This is a genomic window from Streptomyces sp. V2I9, assembly GCF_030817475.1.
Taxonomy (GTDB): Bacteria; Actinomycetota; Actinomycetes; order Streptomycetales; family Streptomycetaceae; genus Streptomyces.
The window spans coordinates 2,036,185-2,059,155 of record NZ_JAUSZJ010000002.1 but is presented as its reverse complement, the minus strand read 5'-3'; the positions used below and the strand labels follow the sequence as shown (position 1 = coordinate 2,059,155).

The following is a 22,971-nucleotide window of genomic DNA, read 5'->3' as shown; positions in this document are numbered from 1 at the left end:
TGTGTGTGCTGTGTCATGCGGCGAACGTACGGAGGCACCACGGCCCGCCGCCGGGGCCGAACGGCAGGAGAGGCCCCCGACGAACGTCGGGGTTGACGCCGGGAGCCCCCTCCTAGAGGGAGCCGTCCCCGAACTCCCACACCAGCATCGCGAACCGCCCGTCGTCCCCCGCCCCCGCCGACCGGTACGTCGTGAGCGCCGCCTCGTTGTCCGGTTCCACGCCGACCCACACGTCGTAGCACCCCCGCGCCCGGGCGAGTTCCACCAGCGCGCGGGTCAGGGCCGTGCCGATGCCCCGGCGGCGGTACGGATCGTCGACGGCGAGTTCGTACAGGCACATCTCCGTGCCCTTGTCCGGGTGCAGCATCTCGATGCCCGAGACGAAGCCCGCCGGGACGTCGTCCACGTACGCGATCAGCAGCACGTGGCCGTCCGCGGCGAGGAAGCGGGCAGCCCACTCCTCGCGGGGCAGGGCGTCGAAGAGGTGGCCGGCGGCCAGCAGTTCCGTGACGGTGGTGGCGCGGCGGATGTCCATCAGGGCCTCCGTGGGAGCGGTAAGGGTTCAGGGGACATGGTGTACCGCGTCCGCAGTACGGCGGGGGCGCGCCGTACCTCTCAGGGAGGCCACCCGCCTCACCCCGGCGGCCCCCCAGCGGCTTGCGTCCTCCGTTTAGGGTCGAGGGATGGAGACCCCTACTGTTCGACGGCGGCGGCTGCCCCGTACGCCCGGCCGGTGGGCCGCGGTCGCCGCCGCGCTCGCCGTGCTCGTGGGCGGCGGCGCCTGGACCGCCGTCGCCGACGACGGCGCGCCTTCCGTGCGGCGCGAGGACCGGACGCTGCGCATGGACGGGGTGCCCGTCGACACCTCGTACTTCCACGCCGAGGGTTCCGGTAAGCGGCCCGCCGTGCTCATCGGGCACGGGTTCGGCGGCAGCAAGAACGACGTACGGGCGCAGGCGGAGAAGCTGGCGGCGGACGGGTACGCGGTGCTGACCTGGTCGGCGCGCGGCTTCGGCAGGTCCGGCGGGAAGATCACCCTCAACGACCCCGACCACGAGGTCAAGGACGTCTCGCGGCTCATCGACTGGCTGGCGACCCGGCCCGAGGTCGAACTGGACGGGAAGGGCGACCCCCGCGTCGGTCTCACCGGGGCCTCCTACGGCGGGGCGGTCTCCCTGCTCGCCGCCGGACACGACGACCGGGTCGACGCCATCGCACCCGCCATCACCTACTGGAACCTGGCCGACGCCCTCTTCCCCGACGGGGTGTTCAAGAAGCTCTGGGCCGGGATCTTCATCACCACGGGCGGCGGCTGCGAGCGGTTCGAGAAGCGGCTCTGCGCGATGTACGAACGGGTCGCCGTCAGCGGCAAGCCCGACGCGGAGGCGGTGAAGCTGCTCACCGAGCGCTCCCCGTCCGCCGTCGCCGACCGCATCGAGGTGCCCTCGCTGCTCCTCCAGGGCCAGTCCGACTCCCTCTTCCCGCTCGGCCATGCCGACGCCATGCAGAAGGCCATCAGCGCCAACGGCGCACCGGTCTCCGTCGACTGGATCGCGGGCGGCCACGACGGCGGCGACGACGAGGCGGGGCGGATCGAGAGCCGGGTCGACGCCTGGTTCGACCGGTATCTCAAGGAGGACACCGGTACCGGCACCGGGCCCGCCTTCCGCGTCAGCCGCACCGGAGGCGTCGACTCCACCGACGGGGCCGCCCTCCTGCGCGGGGCCTCCGGCGACACCTATCCGGGGCTGCGCGGCGGCGGCCGGGACATCGCCGTCGGCGGCGGGACCAGGACCTTCCGCAACCCGGCCGGGGCCTCGCCGCCCGCCATCTCCGCCGTGCCCGGCGTCGGCGGCGGCCTCGGCCGGCTCTCCTCCCTCGGCGTCGGGCTCTCCCTCGACTTCCCCGGCCAGTCCGCCCGTTTCGAATCCGCCCCGCTGGACGCCTCCGTCCGCGTCACCGGCACGCCCACCGTGACGGTGAACGTCACGGCGGACGGCGACCGGGACGCGGTGCTCTTCGGCAAGGTGTACGACGTGGGGCCGGACGGCAAGCAGCAGGTGCTGCCCCACCAGCTCGTCGCCCCCTACCGGATCACCCCCGACCGGCAGGGCAGGCCGATCGAACTGGCGCTGCCCGCCGTGGACCACGAGTTCGACGCCGGGCACCGGATGCGGCTGGTGTTCTCCGCCACCGACCTCGGCTACGCCTCCCCGGCCGAGCCCGCCACGTACACCGTCACCGCCGACGGACCGCTGACCGTGCCCACCGCGCCCGGCGTGACGACCGCGGCGGCCTCGCTGCCCTGGTGGACCTGGGGCCTGCCGGCCGGCTCCCTCGTCATCGCGGCCGCACTCCTGCTCACCGCCCGCCGCCGCACCGCGACGCCCGCACCGGACCCCGAACTCACCGACGTACCGCTCCTGATCACCGGACTCTCCAAGAAGTACGCCAAGTCCGTGGACCGGTACGCGGTGCGCGAGCTGTCCTTCCGCGTCGAGCGGGGCCAGGTCCTCGGGCTCCTCGGCCCCAACGGCGCGGGCAAGACGACCACGTTGCGGATGCTGATGGGGCTCATCACCCCCGACGCGGGCGAGATCCGCGTCTTCGGGCAGGCCGTCCGGCCCGGCGCCCCGGTGCTCTCGCGGGTCGGCGCGTTCGTGGAGGGCGCCGGCTTCCTGCCGCACCTGTCCGGACGCGCCAACCTCGACCTGTACTGGCAGGCCACCGGCCGCCCCGCCGAGGACGCCCACCTCGACGAGGCCCTGGAGATCGCCGGGCTCGGCGACGCGCTGGCCCGTGCGGTGCGGACGTACTCCCAGGGCATGCGACAGCGGCTCGCCATCGCCCAGGCCATGCTCGGCCTGCCGGACCTGCTGATCCTCGACGAGCCGACCAACGGGCTCGACCCGCCGCAGATCCGCGAGATGCGGGACGTGATGATCCGGTACGCGGCCGGCGGCCGGACCGTGATCGTCTCCAGCCACCTCCTGTCCGAGGTCGAGCAGTCCTGTACGCACCTGGTCGTCATGGACCGGGGGCGGCTCGTCCAGGCCGGCCCGGTCGCCGAGATCACCGGCTCCGGCGACATGATCCTGGTGACCACCGCCGAGGAGGTGTCCGAGCCGCTGGCGGAGAAGGTCGCCGCCCTGCCCGGCGTCGGCTCCGCCGTCCGCACCGACGACGGGCGCGGGCTCCTCGTCCGCCTGGACGGGGCCACCACCGCACGGCTGGTGGCCGACCTGGTCCGGCTCGATGTCCCGGTCACCGGCGTCGGTCCGCACCGCCGCCTGGAGGACGCCTTCCTCACTCTGATCTCCCAAGGAGCAGCATGAGCGCCCCCGTCCAGCCACCCGAGGCCCGGTCGGCGGCCGAGCACCCCGAGGCCCCCGGCTACCGCGCCGGGCGCACGCTCCCGCTCCGCGTCGAGGCCGTGCGGCAACTGCGCAGGCGGCGCACCCTGCTCATGGGCGGGGTGCTCGCGGCTCTCCCGTTCATCCTGATCATCGCCTTCGCGGTCGGCGGCACACCGGACGGCGAGGACGGCGGCCGGGGCAGCGGCCGGATCAACCTCATGGACGTGGCGACCGAGTCCGCCGCGAACTTCGCGGCCACCTCGCTGTTCGTCTCGGCCGGGTTCCTGCTGGTGATCCCGGTCGCCCTGTTCTGCGGGGACACCGTCGCCTCCGAGGCGAGCTGGTCCTCGCTGCGCTACCTCCTCGCCGCACCCGTTCCGCGCGTGCGGCTGCTGTGGTCCAAGCTCGTCGTCGCGCTGGGATTCAGCCTGGCCGCGATGGTGCTGCTGCCGGTCGTCGCGCTGGCGGCGGGCACGGCGGCCTACGGATGGGGCCCGCTGAAACTGCCGACCGGCGGAGAGCTGGCCGCGGCGGACACCGTGCCGCGCCTGGGACTCGTCGTGGCGTTCATCTTCGTCTCCCAACTGGTCACCGCCGGGCTGGCGTTCTGGCTCTCCACCCGGACGGACGCACCGCTCGGCGCGGTCGGCGGGGCGGTCTTCCTCACCATCGTCGGCAATGTGCTCGACGCCGTGACCGCGCTCGGCTCCTGGCGCGACTTCCTGCCCGCGCACTGGCAGTTCGCCTGGGCCGACGCGCTCCAGCCGCACCTGGAGTGGGGCGGCATGATCAAGGGAGCGGCGATCTCGGTGACGTACGCCCTGATCCTGTTCGCGCTGGCGTTCCGCGGGTTCAGCCGTAAGGACATCGTGTCCTGAACCTGATGTTCCGAGGTTTGCCGCCCGCCGACCGGCTCCCGACCACCCCCGACCGGCCGCTGTTGCCGCATCGAGATGGTTCCGCAACGCTTTCGTCGACTCCGGCGGGCGGCCCCGTACGTCACATTCACAGATGTCGAGGACATCGTGACGACATGGGGGGTTACACATGCACCGGACCGACCGACGACGCGAGAAGCGGAACGGCAGGCGGACAGGGGGCCGGGCGGGGGCCGTGGCGCTCCTGCTGGCGGGGACCATGGCGCTGACCGCGTGCGGGGCCGGCGACAGCGGCTCGGACGGCACGCGGGACGTCAGCTCGGGCAGACGCCAGGGGCAGGGACCGACCGGGGGCGGACAGCCCGCACCGGACGCGGTGGCGCCCGGGACGGGCCGGTCGGCCGCGCCGGGGGGCGAAGGGGCCGATGACACCGCCGAGCCGGGGCCCGAGGCGCCCGACTACCTCTCCACCTTCGCCCTGGACGTGGACACCGCCAGCTACGGCTACGCCCGCCGCACCCTCGGTGACGGCAGGATGCCCGCGCCCGGGGACATCCGGCCCGAGGAGTTCGTCAACAGCTTCCGCCAGGGGTACGAACGGCCCACGGGCCCCGGCTTCGCGGTGAACGTGGACGGGGCGCGGATCGGCTCCGGGGGGGACGGAGGCACGGGCGGGGGAGGCGGAAGCGGAGCCTCCGACTGGTCGCTGCTCCGTGTGGGTCTGGCCACCGAGGCGGCGCCGACGACCGCCGAACGGCCGCCCGCCGCCCTCACGTTCGTCGTGGACATCTCGGGCTCCATGGCCGAGACCGGCCGCCTCGACCTCGTCCGCAGGTCCCTGGCCATCCTCACGGACGAACTGCGCGACGACGACTCCATCGCCCTGGTCACCTTCAGCGACGAGGCCGAGACCCGGCTGCCGATGACCCGGCTCAAGGGCAACCGGAACCGGATCAAGGACGTGGTGGAGGAGATGAGCCCGGCCCGGTCCACCAATGTCGGGGCGGGGATCACCCGCGGCTACGAGGAGTCGGTCGAGGGCCACCGCAAGGGCGCGACCAACCGGGTCGTGCTGCTCTCCGACGCCCTCGCCAACACCGGCGACACCGAGGCCGACAGCATCCTGGAGAAGATCGGTTCGGCCCGCCGCGAGTACGGCATCACCCTCTTCGGCGTCGGCGTCGGCAGCGACTACGGCGACGCGTTCATGGAGCGGCTCACCAACAAGGGCGACGGCAACACCACCTACGTCGGGGACGAGGAGCAGGCCCGCAAGGTCTTCGTCGACCAGCTCCCCGCCCACCTGGAGATCCGGGCCCGCGACGCCAAGGCCCGGGTGGCGTTCGACCGGAAGACCGTGAAGCAGTTCCGGCTGATCGGCTACGAGAACCGCAAGGTCGCCGACGAGGACTTCCGCGACGACGGCGTGGACGGCGGCGAGGTCGGCCCCGGCCACACGGTGACCGCTCTGTACGCCGTACGGCTGCGCGAGGGCGCGTCCGGCACGGTGGCCGAGGCGACGGTGCGCTGGCTCGACCCCGAGACCCGCAAGGCGCACGAGGAGACGGGGACCGTACGCACCGGGGCGCTGGAGGACTCCCTGTGGGGCGGTGCGGGCGAGCGGCTGCAAGTGGCCGCCGTGGCGGCCTACTTCGCCGACCACCTCCGGGGCGGCGACCTGCCCGGTGCCCCCGGCCTCGGTGAACTCGCCTCGCGGGCGGCCGCCCTGGCGGAGGCCACCGAGGACAGCTCCGTGCGGAAGCTGGCCACGGCCATCGGCCAGGCGGACCGCCTGGAAGGAGGCCGGGGAGCGGGCGACGGGCCCGAACCGGACGAGGGCGAGGTCGGCTGAGCCCGGACGCCCGCCCGCACCGGCCACCCGGCCCGCACCGGGCCCGGCCCGCACCGGGCCCGGCCCGCACCGGGCCCGGCCCGCACCGGGCCCGGCCCGCACCGGGGGACCGGTGCGGGCCGGTGCGCACGTTCGATCGAAATCAGGTCCTGTGTACGGCAGTTCCAGGTCATGATGTCCGCCATGACCTCTCTCTTCCTGGTGTTCGCCACGATCGTCAACGGCCTCTACGCGGGCATCATGCTGACCTTCCTGATCGCGATCATGCCCGGACTCGCCGAGCTGACGGACGAGCAGTTCACCGCCGCCATGCGCCGCTTCAACGAGAAGGTCCCCGGACCGGTCTTCCTGGTCCTGTTCCTCGGCGTCGTCGTGCTGCCGGCCGCGGCGTTCTTCACCGGTCTCGGCGAGCACGACGAGGTGACCGGGCCCGCCGTCCTGGCGGCGCTGATCTGCGTGGTCGCCGGACACCTCACCACCGTGGCCGGGAACATCCCGCTCAACAACGCCCTCGCCGCCTCCGAGGGCGGCGACGACAGCGCGGCCCGCGCGGCCTTCGAATCCCGCTGGAACACGCTGCACCAGGTGCGTACCGCGTTCTCGCTGGTGGCGTGCGTCCTGTTGGCCGTCGCCCTGTAGAGGGCCCGCCCCGCGGCGTCCTGCACCCGTCCTCCGTACGGCTGCGGGGCTATCCGCCGTACGTCACGGCGTCCGCCCGCCCCGGATGGCGGGGGCCCAGCAGCACCGCGAGTGCCGCCCTTCCGGGCACGGGCGCGGCCACCCGCACCCAGCCGGTCCGCTCGTACAGCCGCAACGTCGCCTCGGCCCGCAGGGAGGTCAGCAGCCAGCAGCGGCCGTCCGGGACGCGCCCGGTCACCGCGTCCAGCAGTGCGGCGCCGAGCCCCGCCCCGTGCTCCTCGGGTGCGACCGCGAGCTCGTTCACCTCGCGTGCGCCGCACAGCCACGCCCGCGTCCGTGCGGGGCCGAGAGCTGCGGAGACCTGCCCGTAGCTGCGGTCGGCCGGGAAGACCTCCGGGGTGGTCCAGGCCGTGGCGAAACCGGTGACCGTCCCGGCGGACACCGACACCGCCGCCGTGAATCCGGGCCGGAGCGCGTCCCGCGCCAGCCGCTCCGCGTAGAGGTCGGCCTCCGCCGGGTCCTCGTGCCACGGCGGACCCGCGAAAGCCCGCGCGTAGACGTCGCGGACGCCCTCGGTGTACCCGGCCAGCTCTCCGGGTCCCACCGTTCTGACCTTGCTTCCCGTCCAGGCCGCCATGGTGCCGCCCCACCGCCCTCGCCCGGTCCGCGTCGGCCGGGCGCCGACGTCGCGGGCCACCCTAGGGCCTGCCGTCGGACCGCGGCCCGCCGGGCGGCGACGATGGTGACGGCAGGCCCCGGGGGGTGCCGGCGGGCGGCTTCGGGTCCTGTCACACGTTGGGCACCTTGAGCCGGTCCCAGCTGCTCTTTCCGGGAACGCCGTCCGCGTCGCCGCCCGTGTAGCCCAGCTTGCGCTGCCAGGCGGCGTACGACTTCCGGTCGGCCTCGGACCAGGCGGGTCCCGGACCGACCGTGTACCGGCCGCAGCCCTCCGCCACCAATCGCTTGCCCATCGCCGTGACGATCGGGCTGGTGCGGCCGACCTTGAAGAACGAGGCCCCCGGGAACGGCTCGTACCTCGGTCTCGGCGGCGGGTCGGAGGGGCCGTCCGGCGCACCGCCCAGCCGCTTGGCGACCCGGCCGCGCATCGAGTTCATGGTGAATCCGCGCGGATCGACCTTGCCCGGCTGCCACTCCAGATGGCCGATCACCGACCGTTCCGACCAGCCGTGCGCCCGGCAGACGGCGGCCGAGGCCCGCTCGATCGCCAGCAGCTGGGCGGCCGGCCACGGGTCCTTCCCGTCACCGAGATTGACGCACTCGAAGCCGTAGAAGTGCCGGTTCCCGTCGGTGTTGGCCTCGTTGTCCGGAGGCAGGGCCTTCTCGGCGACGACGGCGCGCAGGACATCGTCGTCGCCCATCCCGGCGTGGTTGGCCCGCCCGTTCCCCACGAGGTGGACGGTTCCGTCCTTGGCGATGACACCGTGGCAGAGCGGACCGGGAAGGGCGGAGTGACCGTTGTAGCAGAGCTCTACGGAGGACGAGGTGCCCGAGGTGACCGTGTGATGGATCATCACCCCGTTCACCGGTCCCCACGGTCCTTTGTGGTTGCGGTTGTTGGTGCGCCAGCTCCGGTGCTCGACGACATGGAGTCCTTCGGCGCGGAGGGCTTTGAGCAGCTTGTCGGCGGACAGCGGCGTCGCCATCGCGGCGCTCCTTTCCCTGGTGGTGCGTAGTTCACGCGGGTGCTTCGGTGTGCGGGCGGGCGGGACCGGCGGGTGGACGGCGGTCGCGGCTTCCGGGGTGGGGGGAATCCGCCTTCGGTCCCACCTGATCGATTTGCCCGCTCCCACGCCCTGCCGAACGTCCCGTCGGGCGGAAGGTTTCGCCCTTTCCGAACTCCCGACCGGGGGAACCCGAACTGCTGCCCGAGGTTTCGTCACCGCAATGAACCGGAATGCCCGGCCAGGGCCGGGCGGGCGCCGCCGCCCGGCCGCCTACCGCACTCCTCGCACGCCCCCTCCCCGCTTCCTGACGCGCCCCGGCCCCGTACCTGACCCGGAGCGCGTCAGATACGGGGCCGGGGTCGGGACGGAACCTGCGGGCCGGTCGCACGACCGGCGGCTCCGTGCTGTCCGCGCCCGCCGCTCAGCCGGTGCAGGTCGCCTTGATGGTCGAAATCGCGTGGTGCTCGTACTTGGTGTCGCGGCCACGGTCGTGGATGCGGACGGAGAGCTTCTGCGCGTCGACGGCGAAGGTGCCCGGCACGTTGTACCAGGTGCCGCGGCGGTCCTGCTGGTTGACGTAGAAGGAGCCCACCAGGTTGCTGGTCCTGGGCAGGAACCGGTCGTACACCGTGTAGTAGCTCGGGTCGCCGCCGACCCGCACGATGTCCGAACTGCCGGGCACATGGACGGAGATGCTGCACTTCCTGGCGGACGCGGGCAGGTCGAACAGCCAGGTCGCCGAGCCGCCGGAGTCCTTGGAGGAGCTGCCGGACATCGGCATGGAGAGGTACGTGCCCGCGCAGCCGTAGCCGCCGAAACCGCCGCTGTGGGTGGCCCAGCCCTCCTTGCCGTCGCTGTAGTAGCCGTCCCGCTGGAACCGCTGGGTGGGGCACTCGGGGCCCGACACCCCGCTGTACACGACGGTGGGTGCCTTGGGCGTCGTCTTGGGCTGCGACTGGGGCGCGGTCTCCGCCGAGGGGGCCTTGACGGCACCTTCCGAGTCCGTACCGGGGTCCTGCGCGCCGGAACCGCTCTTGTCCGCAGTGCCGCCCGTGCCCGTGGAGCCCTTCGCGGCCTTGGTGCCATCGCCCCGCGCGGTCCCGGGCGAACCGTTCGCGCGCTGCGGCCCGTCGCCGGCGTCCGCGCGGACGTGGTTGGCGGGGCCCTTGTCGCCCCGGACCGGGGGGACCCCCTGCTGGGGGGAGCCGGGAGCCCGTACGCCGTCGGGGCCCGCAGGGTCGGTGCCCGGCACGTACCCGCCCTCCTGGCCGTCCTGCTTCCACGCGGCCGCCGCAGCTTCGCCGCGCGTGGGCCTGCCGTCGTCCTTCTGGGTGCCCGCCACGACGAACGGGGCCCCGAGGAGCAGCGCCCCGGCGAAGGCCGCGGCCACCACCATCGGACGCGACACCCGGCCGGGACGCTCCGGTGCGCCGCCCTCCGTGGCCGACGCACTGTCGGGCGGGCTCGCGGCGACGGTGGCGGTGGCCGTGGTGGTGGCGGTCGCGGTGGCACCGGATGCGGCGGCCTCGGCGGCCTCCTGGGACGCCGACCCGGTCTTCGTGGAGCCCGACTCCGCGGCGGCGGTCTTCGTGGCGGCCGCAGTCTCGGGCGCACCGGCCGCGGACGGTACGCCCGCGGTGGTTTCCGTCTTCGTCTCGGCCGTCTCTTCGGCCACGGCCCCGGTGGACGCGGCGGTGGCCGCCAGGGCCGTGGTGGTCGCCGCCGCGGTCCCGACGGTCGTCTCGGCAGCCTCTTCCCGGGCGACCGCGGCCAGCTCGCCGCCCGGCTGCTCCTCGGGTTCGGACGTGGTCCTGCCGATGGAGACGCCGACGGCGTGCACGGCCGCCGGGGCTCCGGCCTCCCGCTCCCCGGCCTCCTCCGGGCCGGGCGCGGACGAGGTCGGCGTACGCGCGCCACCGCCGTCCCCGTCTCCGGCGACCGACGCGTCCCCGCCCTGCGTCGCCGTCCGGGACGACGGCGCGGGCGGGGCCCCTATGCTCCCCGGACCTGAGCCCTGCGCACTGTCCGGCGCCGTCTCCCCGGAGGCCGCGTCCCGGCCGTTGCCGGGGTCGCTCTCCTCGCTGGACCGCTGTTGCTTCACAGGCCGCCTCTCGTTTCCTGCCATTGACCTTCTTCGTCCTCTTGGATCGCTTCGGGGAGGGGTGGGTTGCCTTCTCCGTCGGACGAGTCGACACGCCGTCATACCACGGGCGCCGAAGGGTCTCCGCCCGGGGGCTGCCGCAGACGCTCCGCAGCGGTCCGCAACGCGCTCAGCCACTGCAGATAGCTCTCGAACGAGCCCAGGAAGCGGTTCATGTTGTTGGCCCACGCCTCCTTGCTCGCCGCGTGCGGGGAGAAGTCGTTCCGCAGGGACACCAGCGCGACCTTGGCGGCGAGCAGGACCGGACCGACGGACGAGTGCAGCTCGCCGGCGTTCCCGGCGATGAGAATGCTCCCCGCACCGGCGGCCACCTTTCGCTGGGCGTTGATGGCCGCGTCCTGCAGGTTCTTCGGCGCGTTGTTCTTCGTGAGCCCAGCGCTCGCGCGACTGATGTTGCGCAGGTGTTCCTCGGCCAGAGCCGAGTAGACAGCACCGGCCTGCCTGAACCTCTCCCCGTCGTCGGCCGGTTCCAGTTTGAGCAGACGCGTGGACGTCTTGCTGATGTGCGTCTCCTTCATGTTGTGCGCGGACGTCAGGACCTCCTGGCCGAAGATCTCCCAACCCTCCGACCCGAAGCTCAGGATGTTCGTGACCTCGGGGAGGGTCTTGCCGCCCCCGCTGCTCATGTATTCGTTGTCGCCGAACCAGTCCATGGTGCGGTGAGTGTGCTGGAATGCCAGCGCGTCCTCCATCCGGCGGCCGGGTGACTGGTAGTGCCAGGCCCGGAAGCTGTCCGGCGCCCCGGGACTCCTGGTGACGGCGAAGGCACATCCGTTCATCGTGGCCGTGAAGACGAGGCCCGCACCGGGAGCGTCACCCGGCACCAGCGGGACCTTCACGTGGCCCACTTTCGTATCGGGGTCGCTCGCTCCGCCTCTGAGATAGGGAACGTACGAGGAGTGGAGGTAGTTGTCCTCGGCCAGTACGGGCGGCAGATCCGCGTGCCCGACCAACTCCGCCAGGAAGGGGGGCTCCTTCTGTTGCTTCGCGTAGGACACGTACTTCTCCAGGGCGGGCGTCAACACGTACGCCGGACTGCCCGGACCGTCTCTCCGAGGGTCGAGCGTCAGGACGAACCAGTGCCGGTCCAGGGTGTCCAGGGCCTTCGCGAGCTCGGCGTGGACACCCTTCAGCGCGGGCCTGTCCCATCGCGCGTTCATGCCCACTGCTGTGTCCATGGAGAGCTTGTTGGCCTTCAGGAACTCCCCGGGATTGTTGATCAACTGCGCGTGCACCGCGCGCTGTTCCGCGAGCTCGGGCGTGTCCGGGGCGATCTCGGTCGCTTCCGGGACGGTCTCGGGCGTGTCCGGGGCGATCTCGGTTGCTTCCGGGACGGTCTCGGGCGTGTCCGGGGCGATCTCGGTCGCTTCCGGGGCGATCTCGGGCGTGGCCTGAGTGGTGCCGGTCGCTTCCGGGGCGGCCGGGACGGTCTCGTCCGTGTTCAGCAGGAGGGGGTTGAGCGCCTCGAAGATCGTGTCCGCGAGCGAGACGGGTGGTTGCTCCGCTCCCTCCTGCGGGGCAGGGGGAGAAGCGGTGTCCGGCTCCACCCCTTCGCCCGCGGCGACCGGCACACCGTGCTGCTGTGTGACGGAGTCGTCTCCGGCCGTCAGGTCGGTCACGGAATTGTTCGGCGTGCGCATGGGGCGGAAGGGGGTTCTGTCCTCGCCTCCCTGTTCACTCAGAATGTTCTCCACGTCGGAGCCCAAGCGGATGATCTCGCGGGCTCGGTCATAGATCTCGGTCAGCGCCTGCTTCTGTTCCGCGTCGATCTCCCGCTGCTTCGCCCTCCATTCGTCGGTGTCGGGTACCTTGGGGAGGTTGTCGAAATCTTCCTGGGTCCGCACCGTGTACGTGGTCGTGAGTATCAGCTCGTTGCGCTTCTCGCCGGGAGACGCCGTGTAGACGAGGATGTCCAGGCCGCCGATCTCGCCGCTCTCGATCCGCTTCTTGGCCTCGGGCCACTCCGTGGTGGTGAGGACGCTGCTGTCGTGGATTCCGTCCAGCACGTGGGCGGTGACCCGGTTCGTGAGGCCCTGGGCGTAGGTACGGGACAACTGGAGCCACAGTTCACCCATGGTCGGGGAGTCGTCCCACCGGGGAAGCCCGAACCCGAGGCCGTTGAAGATGTAGCCCTGGACCGATGATTCCAACGCCACGGCGGCTCCGACGGTGGCGGTGCTGATCGCCTCGGCCGCACCCATTTTCGACCAGATCTGGCCGTGCTCGGCCGAGTCTGCGGCGCGCCTGACCACGATTCCGTCGAATCCCGCTGTGTCCTGGTGCTGGAGGAACCACATGTAGTTCAGTTGGTGGCCCATCACCGCGTCCGACTGGAAGCCCCTCATGATCGCGTCCACGGCGGACGCGTTGATTTCATTCCTGTCCGGGCGTCCGGCCAGAGCCTTGTGCATGTCCGATTCGACGGTCTCCAGCCAGGTGGTCACGCCCTGACGGAATTCCTCGTTCCCGGCCAGCGGCTTGATGCCGTCGATCCGATCCCACAGTTCTCTTCTCTGCCGCTCGAAGTCCTGTTGCGCCTTCTGCGTGACGCCATCGCCCGACATGTCCTTGTCCGGGACGTTCAGCAGCAGCTCGTCGGCGTTCGGCACCGGGTCGTAGCCGTCCGTGGGCTTCGTCACCCCGCCGACGACCGTGTCGCCGTCCACGCCGCCGTCCTCCACCTCCTGCCTGAGCAGGGCGTCCAGCGCGTCGGGCTCGCTCGCGGTCACCCACCGGCCCGTTCGCCCGGTCGTCGGGTCCTGGAGCAGGGCCAGCACGCCGGTCGCTCCGCCTGTGCCGGACCCGGTCACATGGCCCACCGCGACGTCGGGGGCGTACCAGCGGCGTCCCGGCACCGCCCGTGCGGCATCCATGACGACGCTTCCACCGTCCGTGGAACGGGTGACCGCGGTGTTGCACGCCACGAGCACCACCGGGGCGGGCGGCTGGTCGGGGTCGGTCAGCGTCTCCATGAAGCGGGCGAACTGGGCGCCGTCCACCACCAACGGCAACGCACCGTCGATGTGGAGCTTGACGCCGTGCTGGGAGCCGTGTGCGTCGAAGAAGATCGGCTTGGGGGCCCTGCTGCTGCCCGGCCGGGACGTCTGTTCCGGTGGCCTTCGCGGTACTGCTGCTCGTGCCGGTGCCGGTGCCGGTGCCGGATGCGGTGCTGGTTTCGTTGTGCCAGGGCACGGTACGGGGGGCGGCCGGGGCCTCGGGCACGGCGGCGAACCTGCCCTGGCCCTCCGGCCGGTAGACCGCGTACGAGGCCTGGTCGGCACGGTAGTTCGCGTAGAAGTCCTTGCGCGGGGCCCAGTCCTTGTCGCTGTGCGACGCGTAGCCGATGACCTCGCCCGAGGCGTCCCGGATGGTCCGCAGACTCTGCCGCATCTGCTCGAAGGAGACCTTCCGGCCGTCCTTGCCGACGAGTTCGTCCTTCGGCGCCGCCCCACCGCTGAGGTCGAGCTGGTCCTGAGCCGGGTCGAAGCCGGTCAGCAGGGTGCCCTCGTTCGACAGCGTCGGGGCCGAGCCGGTCCGGCCGCTGCCCCACGTCGCGCCGTCCTTGAGCCTCTTGAGGGTGCCGCCGATGCGCTTGGCCAGCGTTTCCTGCCGAGCGGGCGCGGATGTGGTGGTGGGGGCCTCCTGGTTCTCGCTCTCGGAGGTCAGCCAGTCGAGCTGTGTCCAGTCCGTCCAGTCCTGCGGACGGATGCGGTACTGGGCGATCGGTGCGAGGGTGAACGTCCGCCTGCCCGCCGCCCTGTCGCTCTCCGCGGTCTGTGCACCTTCCGATGCGGTGGCCGCTTCCGGCTGCGGGAACTTGGCGACGTGCTTGACGAATTCCCGTACCAGGAAGCCGGGGCCGGTCTTGGAAGCCACGTTCTTCGACTTCATGGCCTCCACGAGGTAGCCCTTGTCCAGCTTGTTCTTGGTGGTGTAGTCCGGAAGGTTCTCCAGCACCTGCTTCATGAAGGGGCTTTCGGGATGCGCGATGATGAAGTGGTTCCCGAACTCCCCGTTCTCGTACGCGAGGGCGGCGGCCTGCTGGATCTGCTGCCCGGTGGGTAGGACGTCGTCGGCGAGCCCGAGCTTCCGCCGTACGCTGCCGAGATCCTGGAGCAGCGGGCCGAACATCGGCAGGGTGTCGTCGCCCAGCGGCATCATCACACCCTCGGGGCGCAGGTTCACTGCACCCGGCCCCAGGTCCACGTCGAGATACACCCCGCCGTGCTTGTGGAGGAGCGCGTACCGGGCGACGTCGGAGGCCATCGCGTAGCTCTTGAGGTCGAGCGCCGCTTCGTACAGCGTCTGCGCCTTGGAGAGCGGATTCTTCTGCCAGACGGGCCCTTCCTTGGCGAACAGGTGCTTGACCTTGCCGTGCTGAGCGGCTCCGGTCTCCGCCGAACGCTGCAGGAATTCCGCGTTCTTCCGGGCGCCGGCGGCATCCGTCCAGATCGTCAGCGTCCACCCGGCGGCGGTGGCCCTGGTCGCCCATTCCCGGATGTTGGTGCGGGCGTCCTGGCTCAACTTGCCGCCCAGCCAGACGAAGTTGAGCTGTCTGGGCACGACGGTGAGCGGGCCGGATCCGCTGCCCAGGTAGTGGATCGGACCCGCTGGGCGTATCACGGTGGTCGGCGCGACCGGACTCGACTCGGCGGAGGCCGTCCCGGCGGCCTGCTGGGTGATCTCCGAATCGGCGTTGAGCAGCAGGGTGTCCGTCGTGCTCGGTACGGCGGGGCGGTACAGCCCGTCGTCCGCGAGGTACAGCACCACGCCCGACCGGGAGGGCTCGGCCGTGGCCGTGGCCTCGGGGGTGAACGTCACGTGGTTCAGGTCCGCGTGGACCACGGTGACCGGGACCCCGAGCACCCGCGCCGCGAGCAGGGCGGCCAGGTCCCCGGCGGAGTGGTTCCAGCCCGCGTCCTTGCGGTCGCCGATCCGCTGGTCGCCAGGGCGCAGCAGGGTCGTACGGGCCAGCTCCACGCGCTGGTCGGGGGTGAGCCGAGTGGCCACCGCCTGCGGGAGGCGGTGGCGGGAGGCGGCGTGCTCGGCGGCCTCCGCCGGGGTGAGCACGACCCCGGCGTCGGTCAACTCCTGTGCGGTGAACCGCTCCTGGGGGTCGACGGCGAGGAACGGCGCGAGTTCGCCGCGGTCCTCCATCAGCCGGTCGGCCAGGCGGTTCCGCAGATCCTGGACGTCGGCGGCGGAGAGGCTCCGGCCCGCGGGGTGGAGCCCCTGGTCGGCGAGGAGGCCCGGGTGGGCGCGCTCGACCGCGTCGAGGAGGGAGCGGTGGAAGCTCGTGCCGTGGTCGAGGTGCGCGGGGCCGGTGGAGGGCGGTTTCACGAGCTGGAGGACGCGGCCGTCCGGGTCCGTCAGGGTGACCGGGCGGCCTTCGGCGTCCTCGCCCCAGGAGGTGTACGGGTCGGGGGCCGAGGTATCGGTCGGACGTACGTACCCGTCGGGCTCCGCAGTGGGGTGCCAGGGGGTGACGACGGGAGGGGCGCTGCCCTCGGGACGCGGCGTGAGAAGCGGGCGTACGGTCGCGTCCACCGCGTCGAAGTCCGCCTGGACGAGGCCGAGTTCGCGGTACCGGGCGGTCAGCCGCTCGACCGCCTTGTCGTAGGCGGCGCGTGTGGTGCGTACGGCGGCCTCGACCGTGTCGAACTGCCCCGGTGCCATGTCCCGTGCCGGCGTCTTCCCGCTGCGGGCCGCCCGCAGCCGGGCGGCGTCCAGGTCCGCGCGGGCGGCGCGCACGGTCTCCAGCGACGCCCGGTAGGCGGCGTCCGCGGCCAGCAGGTGCTCCGCCCAGGCGGCGGCCTTGGCCTGCTCCCTGCGGACGGCCTCCACGTCCGGCAGCGGCCCGGTCTCGCCGAGCCAGAACTCCGTACGGGTCAGGAGGTCCTGCGGGGTGGCGGAGGTGGCGGTGGAGGGGCCCGCGTCGGGCGCGGTGTCGGCGAGGAGTTCGGCGAGCGGCGGGTAGCCGGGGACCGTGGCGGGGGGCTCCTCGGTGGTCGTACCCGTCGCCGTGTCGGTGCCCGCTTCCGTCGTGCTCGTGGCCGGCTCGGTCCAGGGGACCGGCGGGGTGCCCGTGGGGCGGGGGCCGGTGAGCGTGTAGTGCTCGACGGCCTTCCAGGCGGCCTCGGACGACCCGGCGAGGTGCTGCTCGGCGGTGACGAGATCACGGCGGTGGTTGGCCAGGTCCCGCTGGGCCTCGGCGTACCGGGTACGGGCCGTGGCGAGCCGTTCCCGCGCTGCCGCCACGTCCGTGGCGGTGGGCGACGGCGTTGCGAGATGATCGCGGAGCCGGGTCCGGAGGGCGGCGGCCTCGCCGTCGAGTGCGCGCAGACGGCGTTCGGCCGTCGCGGCCTCCTTGGCGGCCGTGACGTACTTCTCGGTCTGCTGTTTGACGAGGCCGGCCGCCGCCTCGACCTCGGCGGGCAGCAGCCCGTGCTTGCGGGCGACGTCGAAGGACACCCACATCGTCACCCCGTCCGGCACCGTGTGCTCGACGGTGACCGGCGGCCGGGACCCCGGCCTGAGCGGCGCCGGGACGAGCGGCAGGTCCGCGACGCGGTGCGACGCCTTCGCCGTCTGGACCACGTGCAGGGGCGCCTGGACGAGCACGGCCCCGCCGGCGAACGGCTTGAGCGTGGTCAGCGCGGAGGTCCGGCGGTCGGCGGCGCTGCCCGCCGCGTCGGAGTCCGTCCAGCCCGGCACGGCGGCCGTGCTCTGGACCACGGGCTGTGCATGGAAGCCCGGACCCGCCGTCATCGACGGCAGGTGGCTGTCGGTGGTGTCGCCCGTGTACGTGTCGTTGTCCGAGGTGCGCCGGCTGCCGCCGAGCCCCGCCTGCGCGTCCACCGCCAGCAGCTTGGCCTGCGACAGGTCGACGTTCGCGGAGAGGGTGAGGGTGGCGTCGGTCCCGCCGACCGCGGACGTGGTGTCGTGCAGAGTGACGGTCAGGCTGTCGCGAATCATCTGCGGCAGGTAGGCGCTCAGCACATCGGTGCTGATGCCTCCCTTGAGCGCTTCCCCGGCGGCGGTGCCGGGCCGCGTCAGCGCCGTCTTCCGCACGTAGCGGCCGTGGGTGTCGGTGGGCATGGGCGTGGCGTCGCCGCTCTTCGTGCCGCGTCCCTTCACGGCCGTGTCGACGGCGTACGCGGCGGCGTCCCGGAGAGCGGGGATGCCGCTGACCGTCGTCACGACGACGCTCTCCGGACCGGCGGCGAACAGCTCCTTGCCCGCCGAGCCGCGCTCCCGCAGCGCCACGGTCCGCGGCTGCTCCGGGGGCAGCAGCACCGGGCGGGGGGCCTGCCGCGTGGCGCTCGACGCGGGCGTTCCGGCCGCCGCGGCCGACGCCGTCGTTCCGGTCGCCGGGGTGGTCACGGTGTGTCCGGTGGTTCCCGTCGCTCCGGCCGTGGCGTTGGTTCCGGCCGACGAGGCCGGCGGCTCCGGTCGGGCGAGGCTGAGGGGAAGCACGACATCGGCGTCGCCGACGCCCTGCGTGTGCGTCACCACGGTCCCGTCGGGCAGTTCCAGGGTGAAGGTGGCCTCGAACTCCGTCCGGCCGGTCACCACGGGCCCCTCGAACGCCACCTGGGCGCTGACGGCGTCGGTGACCGCGTGGGCCAGGGCGGCCGAACGGGAGGACCCGACCTTGTCGTCGAGGGTGAAGCCGCCGTTGCGGACCACCGGGTCGTTCTGGACGGTGGGAACTTCGGCGAGCCGGTACCCGGCCTCGTACCCGCGTGCCAGCTTCTGGGTGACGGTCTCCGCCGTGGACGTGGGCCGGGTGATCGTCGGCTTCACGTCGTGGCGCAGCGGGCCGGGGGTGAAGCCGGTGCGGCGCAGGGTCACCGTGAGGCTGGCGTCCTTGGACGGGCCGATCTTGTTCCGGGCCAGGCGCAGAGAGGTGCCGCCGTTCTCCATGCCCGTCTGGAGAGCACGCATCCCGGACGGCGACAGTGTGGTCACCTGTCGGGCCAGGCCGCCGAGTTGGTCGGCCAGCAGACTCTTCGGCCCGAGCCAGCTCTTGTGCTGGGGCAGGGTCGTGAGCAGTCGGTCCGTGAACGCCTTGACCGCCGGTGCCATGTCGATGCGGCCGACGGTGAGCGTGCCGTGCGCGGCCGCCCCGGTGGTGGTGTAGAGCTGCGGGGACGGCGGGGCGGTGAGACCGTCGTCGAACAGCCCGGCCTTCCGGGCCTCCGCGAGCGGCACCCAGACGAGCACGCCGTCGGGGATCTCCACGATCCGCCCCTCGGGCTTGCGTCCACGGACCAGCTCCATCGGCCCCTGGAGCAGACCGGAGGGCTGGGAACGGGCCGCGAGGTGCCAGGCCACGTCGGCGCTGACGAGCGCCATGGGCCCGGTGTACTGGACCGTGTGGGCCGGGTTCGCGGAGAAGGTCGCCGCCTCGGTCGTGGTGCTGGTGCGCTGGTACGGCGTCCAGAGCGCCCCATAGGTGCCCGCGGTCTGGAACGTGTCGGTGTGCTTGGCCCGGAAGGCACCCAGGAGGCTGAGGGTGTGGCTGCTGACCTTGGCGACCGAGTGCCCCGCCCCGCTGGTCCCCGAGCCGACGGCGGAGAGGGCCAGGTCGCTGGAGTCCACGACGGCCACCACGCGCGGTCTGCGCAGCTGGGGCCAGGCGCTGACCGAGGCGGTGATGTCGGTGACGGCCGTCCGTCCGAACAGGTCGCTGACGTGCTTGCCGGTCTGCGCCGCGTCGCTGAAGTCCGCTTCGTTGCGGCCGACCGCGAACGCCTCGGCGAGCGCCCCGGTCGCGGGGGTCCCGTCGTTCCCGTAGACCCACGAGTTGCCGGAGACGGAGGCGAGCAGATCCCTGAGGTGCTGCTGCACGAGCTGCGGCGAGGTGACGCTCTGCACGGAATGCAGGCCGTCGAGGAGCGGGTGGGGCGTCCAGTCGGTCGTGGAGACGGGCTTACCGGAGGAGAGCAGTTCGGCCATGGCCGGAGCCATCTGCGTGATGGTCGGGTCGGGCCGCGGGGTGGTCTGCGACCGGTCGACGGGCAGGGAGGCCGGTACGGACAGCGACGCGGGCACGGCGACGGTGACCCGCCCGGCGACGGCGGCAGGGGCCGGGGCGGTGCCGGTGGCAGGCGGTCGGGTGGTGGCCGTGCCGGTCCGGCCCGGCCGCCCGGCGTGACCTGTCTCGTCGGACGATCCCGTCCGGCCGGTCCGATCGGTACGCAGCAGGTCGACGGTTTCGGCGGTCTGCTTCACGAACCACCGCGTGCCGAGCAGTTCGCCGGTCATCGTCCGGGCGATCTGGCGCGGCCGGGTGAAGCTGGTGGCCTCCGCGGTGAAGTTCAGGTGGTACGACCACAGGTGCTGCGATCCGGAGCTGGTGATGCCGCCGTCCGGGGTCAGCGTCGGACCGTACGTCATGCCGTACGCGGTCTGCTTGCCGTACCGGTAACCGACGCTGCCGGTGCCGCCGAAGCGGTCGAGCCCGGTCAGCCCCATGTCGAAACCGACGGACCAGCCGTGCGTCCGGGTGGTGGCGCTGTCCGCGCGGCGGGTCGACAGGACGTTGTTGGCCACGCCCAGGTCGTGATGGGTCCCCACGAACCGGCGGTCCGTGGCCTGTGCCCGCACGGTGACGACGACGTACCGCTTGTTGACCGTGCCGAGCTGTTCGAGCGGGATGCGCAGCCCGGTGCTCGTCAGCCGGTCGAGGGAGCCCTCCAGCACCGTACGGGCGAGCGCCTGGCGCAGCAGGTGGGTGTTGCGCACCGCGTTGTTGTACGTACGGTCGCTGCCGCCCGAGCGGTCACCGGTGGTCGTGGTGGTGGTGCCGTTCGCGGCGGTCGCGCCGTTCGTCCCTGGCGGCAGTACGAGGTCGGGGTAGGCGCGGTGCAGACCGGCCTGAATACGGTCGACCAGCGCGTCCGTGAGGGACGTGTGGGGCGGCGGCGCCTGCGCATCGCCGACCGGCGCGAGGTCGACGACCGCGTGCAGGCCGAACGTCACCGGGTCGGACGGGGTCAGGTATACGGGCGCGGGCGGTGCCTCGGCGTCCGGGACGGGCGTGGTGCCGTCGTCCCAGCCGGCCAGCCTGCGCGCGTCGGCCCGGGGGAGCTGCACGGTGGCCGTGAGGAACGCGCCGCCCCCGGCCGGGCCGCCCCCGCCGGTCCGGTCACCCTGCTGGACCGGTGCGGGCGACTCCCACGTACCGCCCTGGCGGCGCACCTCCAGCCGGAAGCGGACGTCGTAGAGCCCCGAGTGGCCGCGGCTGTTGAGGGTGCGCACGGACTCGGCCGTGTTGCCGCTGTAGCTGCTCTCGGCGCGCTGGGTCGTCAGCCCGGCGGCCCCCGCGACCTGGAGGTTCAGGGCGCCCGAAGGCTGGAGCAGGCCGAACTGGGGGCCGACGGTGAGGCCGACCCCGGCCCCCTGGGTGTTCTTCTTCTCCGTGGTACCGGTGGAGCGCTGCGCGTCGGCCTTCTTGACCTCGGTCTTGTCGGACGCCTGGAGCAGGGTGGCGTCGACCGGGACCAGCCGCAGCTCGACGGAGCCCAGCGAGCGGTTGCCCAGCCCGGCGAAGAGCGGGGCCGTGACCACGGTCTCCCCGGAGCTCTGCGCGATCATGGTGCGCAGGCTCTCCTCACCGAACAGATCGGCCAGTTGGCGGCGGAGGAAGCTGCCGGGGGTGGCCTCGGGGAAGTTCCTGAGCGCCCAGTCCAGCAGCCGGGTCCCGGTGGTGACGCTCAGCGGTGCGAGCAGGTGCGGCCGGGCGCCGGGGGCGAAGGTGAAGGCGGGGGGCAGCCGGTCCGGGATGGCCGGGTCGGTGACGCTGTCGGGGACACGCCACGCGACACCGTCCTGGATGCGGTAGTGCTGCCGGCCGGCGGTGCCGGCCTGCTGCTGGGGCGTGGGCCGCTCCCGGCCCTTCTTGTCCCAGACGCGCACGGACTCGGCCACGATGTGCAGGTCGCTCACGTGCAGGTGGCTGCCGTCCTTGCCGACGGTGGTCACGCTGCTCTGGGCGCGGTTCTCCTGCGTGTACGTGTAGGACGCCTCCATGCGCCGGCCGCTGAGGGACACGGACCCGAGCGCTCCGAACGGCGTCCCGGAGGGGCCGATCGGGACGGCCAGCCCGAAGGCGCGGGAGGTGCCGAGCGTCTTGGTCTCGGTCGCGCCGGGCCGGGTGCGGAGTTCGGTCTCGACCTTGACCGGGGCGTCGGTGGTGGTCTTGGCCTCGGCGGTCTTGGAGGCGTCGGACTCGGGGGTGTCGGTCTTGGGCGCGGCGGTGGTGCCGGACGCCTCTGTCGGGGACGCCTCCGGAGCGGTGATGGTCTTGGGTGCGGTGGTGGACCCCTCCGCCGCGGACGTCGGAGCCTGTACGGCGGGAGGCTTCGGCGCGGTCGTGGTCGCGCTGGTGGTCGTGGTCGTGTTCGAGCCGCCCTCGCCCGTACCGGGTGCGGGCAGCGTCGCGTCGTCCGGGACGGCCAGCGGTGTCGGCTCGGTGAAGCGGCGCCAGTTCCCGTAGCTGTCCAGCGAGAGGGTGACCTCCCGACGGCCACCGTCCAGGGTCGGCAGGACGAGCGTCCGGGGGCTGAGCAGCGTGTGCGGGCTCTGGGTGAGCACCAGGTTCACCCGGGCGGCCCCGTCGGGGTGCAGACGCCAGCGCGTGGTGAGGGCGTCGACCAGCCGCTCGACGCCCCGGAGGGTGATGTGCCCGTGCCCGTTGCCCTGCATGGAGGTGGGCAGCATCGCGTTGTCGTCGAACGTCACGAACGCGCCGGACCGTCCGGACGGCGGCGCAACGCCCTCGGCCAGCAGCGGTCGGGCGAGGGACACCTCTGTCTCCACCTTCACGCCGGGGTCGTCGATCCGGCGGTACACCTCGTCGCGCAGGGCTTCGTCGGTCACCAGATCCGGCCGGTCGCGCCGAGCGCGGTACATACGCTTCTCGAACTCGTCCGCCGAGAGGGCGTCGAGAGCCTGGTCCCGGGCCGAGAGCGGCGGCGGCTCCTCCTCGGACGAGCCGCCCGGCCGGTGGCCGTCACCGGAAGGCGCGCCCCGGGCCTCGTCGCCGCCCTGTGACTCCCCGCTCTCCTTCGAGGGGCTCGCGGAATCACCCGAATCCCCGGAACCCTTGGGGTCCTTGAGGTCCTGGGTGCCCCTGGTGACCCCGGCGTTCTGGGTGTTCTCGGGGCTCTCCGGAGCGGAGGCGACGGCCCCGGCGTCGTCGGACAGGTGCGGGGCGTCCTCGTCCCGATCGGACGCGGTGGAGGTCGGCGCGTCCTCGTCGGTCTCCGTGGGGACGCGGCGACTGTCCGGCGAGGGCAGCTCGTCGCGGTCACGCGAGTGCGTGCTGCCACCGTCCTCGGACGCCGACGAGGCGTTCCGCTGCCGAGGGGCCTCCATCAGCTGCTCTCCGGGG

The 22,971-nt window shown here is 72.8% G+C and carries 9 protein-coding genes; 4 read left to right on the top strand and 5 right to left on the bottom strand.

Annotation, left to right across the window (positions count from 1 at the left end; genetic code table 11):
* Positions 1–112: 112 nt before the first annotated feature.
* On the bottom strand, positions 113–535 hold the full coding sequence (locus QFZ71_RS09050) for a GNAT family N-acetyltransferase (protein ID WP_307667745.1): 423 nt from the start codon (positions 533–535) through the stop codon (positions 113–115).
* Between the two features lie 148 nt (positions 536–683).
* On the opposite strand from QFZ71_RS09050, the gene QFZ71_RS09045 reads away from it, so the two are divergent.
* The 4 genes from QFZ71_RS09045 (at position 684) to QFZ71_RS09030 (ending at position 6,725) form a co-directional block, all read left to right on the top strand.
* Positions 684–3,335 carry an alpha/beta fold hydrolase gene (locus QFZ71_RS09045; protein ID WP_307667744.1) on the top strand — a complete coding sequence of 884 codons (2,652 nt, stop codon included), beginning with the start codon at positions 684–686 and terminating at the stop codon, positions 3,333–3,335.
* The gene (locus QFZ71_RS09040) at positions 3,332–4,234 is read left to right on the top strand and encodes an ABC transporter permease (RefSeq protein ID WP_307667743.1); all 903 of its coding nucleotides are present in this window, start codon (positions 3,332–3,334) and stop codon (positions 4,232–4,234) included. The genes QFZ71_RS09045 and QFZ71_RS09040 overlap by 4 nt, the downstream gene beginning before the upstream one ends.
* Positions 4,235–4,403: 169 nt before the next feature.
* On the top strand, positions 4,404–6,086 hold the full coding sequence (locus QFZ71_RS09035; RefSeq protein ID WP_373465092.1) for a von Willebrand factor type A domain-containing protein: 1,683 nt from the start codon (positions 4,404–4,406) through the stop codon (positions 6,084–6,086).
* 171 nt (positions 6,087–6,257) lie between these two features.
* Positions 6,258–6,725: a DUF1772 domain-containing protein gene (locus QFZ71_RS09030; RefSeq protein ID WP_307667742.1), complete on the top strand. Its 468-nt coding sequence runs from the start codon at positions 6,258–6,260 to the stop codon at positions 6,723–6,725.
* A gap of 49 nt (positions 6,726–6,774) precedes the next feature.
* Here QFZ71_RS09030 and QFZ71_RS09025 read toward each other — a convergent pair whose 3' ends face one another.
* The 4 genes from QFZ71_RS09025 to QFZ71_RS09010 all read right to left on the bottom strand — a co-directional run bounded on the left by QFZ71_RS09025 (position 6,775) and on the right by QFZ71_RS09010 (position 22,955).
* Positions 6,775–7,362: a GNAT family N-acetyltransferase gene (locus QFZ71_RS09025; protein ID WP_307667741.1), complete on the bottom strand. Its 588-nt coding sequence runs from the start codon at positions 7,360–7,362 to the stop codon at positions 6,775–6,777.
* A gap of 151 nt (positions 7,363–7,513) precedes the next feature.
* Entirely contained in the window at positions 7,514–8,389 is an 876-nt protein-coding gene (locus tag QFZ71_RS09020; RefSeq protein ID WP_307667740.1) for a peptidoglycan-binding protein, read from the bottom strand.
* A gap of 442 nt (positions 8,390–8,831) precedes the next feature.
* The gene (locus QFZ71_RS09015) at positions 8,832–10,511 is read right to left on the bottom strand and encodes a hypothetical protein (RefSeq protein ID WP_307667739.1); all 1,680 of its coding nucleotides are present in this window, start codon (positions 10,509–10,511) and stop codon (positions 8,832–8,834) included.
* Between the two features lie 2,433 nt (positions 10,512–12,944).
* The gene (locus tag QFZ71_RS09010; protein WP_307667738.1) at positions 12,945–22,955 is read right to left on the bottom strand and encodes a glycosyltransferase; all 10,011 of its coding nucleotides are present in this window, start codon (positions 22,953–22,955) and stop codon (positions 12,945–12,947) included.
* Positions 22,956–22,971: the final 16 nt, after the last annotated feature.

Bases quoted from the DNA above. Each gene is read 5' to 3' on its own strand.
- QFZ71_RS09050 (WP_307667745.1), bottom strand. From the start codon at position 535: ATGGACATCCGCCGCGCCACCACCGTCACGGAACTGCTGGCCGCCGGC.
- QFZ71_RS09045 (WP_307667744.1), top strand. From the start codon at position 684: ATGGAGACCCCTACTGTTCGACGGCGGCGGCTGCCCCGTACGCCCGGC.
- QFZ71_RS09040 (WP_307667743.1), top strand. From the start codon at position 3,332: ATGAGCGCCCCCGTCCAGCCACCCGAGGCCCGGTCGGCGGCCGAGCAC.
- QFZ71_RS09035 (WP_373465092.1), top strand. From the start codon at position 4,404: ATGCACCGGACCGACCGACGACGCGAGAAGCGGAACGGCAGGCGGACA.
- QFZ71_RS09030 (WP_307667742.1), top strand. From the start codon at position 6,258: ATGATGTCCGCCATGACCTCTCTCTTCCTGGTGTTCGCCACGATCGTC.
- QFZ71_RS09025 (WP_307667741.1), bottom strand. From the start codon at position 7,362: ATGGCGGCCTGGACGGGAAGCAAGGTCAGAACGGTGGGACCCGGAGAG.
- QFZ71_RS09020 (WP_307667740.1), bottom strand. From the start codon at position 8,389: ATGGCGACGCCGCTGTCCGCCGACAAGCTGCTCAAAGCCCTCCGCGCC.
- QFZ71_RS09010 (WP_307667738.1), bottom strand. From the start codon at position 22,955: ATGGAGGCCCCTCGGCAGCGGAACGCCTCGTCGGCGTCCGAGGACGGT.